Consider the following 2,113-nt stretch of genomic DNA (forward strand, 5'->3'; position numbering starts at 1 on the left):
TAAAATAAAGTTTTTTTTGATTCGGTTAATTCTTTTTATTGAGCCAATAGCTTATAAAAATCCTTCTCGTGAATGAAATGACTCTCCTACGTACATAGCTCGTATGTTGCTTTTTGAGAGTCATTTTCCCACCGGTATATAAGCTCCCCAACTTCCCCTCCAAAAGTTTTAACTTGACCAGGAGGAGATTTGAAGGGGAGCAACCTGTTACATTTTAATCAACAGATATCCTGAGCGCGTCGACATTGTCCTCTTCATTTTCTATTCTTAATTCGTCGCATTTCTTTTTGATCACTGGAAATTGAGGTGTAAAAATTCCCCAATAGACTAACGGATTTTTCTTTATTATCGCTTCATCTTTTTCCGTTTTTTCATATATTTCCTTAATTTGCTCTTTTTTCAAATTTATTTGTTTATTTTTTATAACTATACCTTCTTTTTTATGTTCTACGTCCCTATCTAATTCTATGATTTTATCTTCTAAGGCATTTTTTGTACCTTGAAATCCTTTTGCACCCTTGGCTTCCAAGAGTTTGGACGCTAATGGATTGTGTTCTTCTCGAGATTTGAGTTCTCGTTGAATTTTATGGTCCAGTTTGGATGTTTCGAAGGATTTATCATTTAAAACGCTATCAATACGGGCTTGAAAATGGGTTTTAAGAAACACTTTGAACTTAGCGATATAACCATCAGGATCATTTTCTGAGGTAGCACAATTATCCAACAGATTTAATAATTCGAGATTTAGATCTATATCCCGCTCTAATTCATTTATTGAGTTCAGTTGGCGAGTACATTCCTGAACAATTAAAACCGCTTTGTCATAAAGCTCTTCTACCTCTGCATACCTTGCAATAACACTTTTATCCATTTTTTCAATTTCTTCATATTTCTTGATGTAATACTGATGAAGGGAATATATTAGAATGGCCAATACAATCCACTTGGCTAAATTTATGACAGCTTGCGATTTATGATCAGGTATCCCATCTTTATCTGCAAATACAGTATACAAACCATCAAATAAAGGTGACGAGACTTTTTTTAGAGTATTTTCGACAAGATTAAAAGAAAATAACAGTCCTCGATTGTCTTGTACATATTCTTTGGCTTCCTTGAATACTTTCTCTTGTAATTCTTTTGATGACATAATATTTTTAACAGATGAATCTTTTCTTTTTGGAGTAGTTTCATCTTTAACATTTCCTTGAGCTTCATTTCCGCCTTTAAGTTCGTGAACTTTCGGGTTTAGATCATTTGAGACGCCCCCCTCAATATTATCGTAGTATTCTTGTAAGCTTTTATTTATTTTAAAATTTCGAGGAGCATTTGTAATGGACTCCGTGACTTCAAATAATACTGAATTCACAAGTTGTGATTTTTCTTCTTCTGATAACTCCTTATCTTTATCCATACATTCTTTTATTATATTCTTTATGTGGGAAGAATGATCTGCGGTGGAATAAGCGCGAGTAGATGTATAAGGCATGACATTTGGCTCTATAAACGGTGGGGGAGATGTACCATGGATGGTTGTCGTAGTTGCTATTCTACCCATTGATGTCATTCTTCTAGTAACTGCTATTGCCTGGTGCATTATTCTAGCTCTCATAAATATATCTCCCATATTATGTAAAAATATTAATCATACAGATTCTATTTTAAACAATTGATAATTAACGAGCAGTTAGCTAGGTATGAATATTAGGAATGGGGTATTCCATTATGGAATATTTATGTGTAGCCAATATACAAGCCAGGCAGATCTGGTTTGTCTGGATAACAAAGCCTATGCCTTATCGAATATGCCATTTTAGTCAATAATAATGGAACGCAATTAAAAAAGGACGTGCTTGCAACGCTTGACTATCAGGACTCAAAAACAGCAAAAGATTCACTCAAAGCGATTATTCGTAAATCTTATTCAAAATATGAATTAAAACAATTGGATAAAATGATTGATTCCATCAATCAAAAAATTAATGCAAATGATCGATCACTGCTCACTTGTGCTACGTTTATAAAACCTAATAAGTTGAATTATAATCGAAGGTATTCCATGGCTTCATAGTGATTTAAAAGTATCTTAATATTAATTTTTTACTCTATTTTA

At 33.0% G+C, this 2,113-nt stretch carries 2 protein-coding genes; one reads left to right on the forward strand and one right to left on the reverse strand.

The annotated features are described in order from the left end of the window. Positions 1-214: 214 nt before the first annotated feature. Positions 215-1,627 carry a hypothetical protein gene (locus Lsan_RS08880; RefSeq protein WP_237762078.1) on the reverse strand — a complete coding sequence of 471 codons (1,413 nt, stop codon included), beginning with the start codon at positions 1,625-1,627 and terminating at the stop codon, positions 215-217. Between the two features lie 222 nt (positions 1,628-1,849). On the opposite strand from Lsan_RS08880, the gene Lsan_RS08885 reads away from it, so the two are divergent. After that, a complete protein-coding gene (locus Lsan_RS08885; protein WP_058514054.1) occupies positions 1,850-2,071 on the forward strand; it encodes a hypothetical protein in 222 nt (73 codons plus the stop codon). Positions 2,072-2,113: the final 42 nt, after the last annotated feature.

It is taken from the genome of Legionella santicrucis (assembly GCF_001468135.1).
Taxonomy (GTDB): domain Bacteria; phylum Pseudomonadota; class Gammaproteobacteria; order Legionellales; family Legionellaceae; genus Legionella; species Legionella santicrucis.

Excerpts from the sequence above, each read along its gene's own strand:
- Lsan_RS08880 (WP_237762078.1), bottom strand. The coding sequence starts at position 1,627 with ATGGGAGATATATTTATGAGAGCTAGAATAATGCACCAGGCAATAGCA.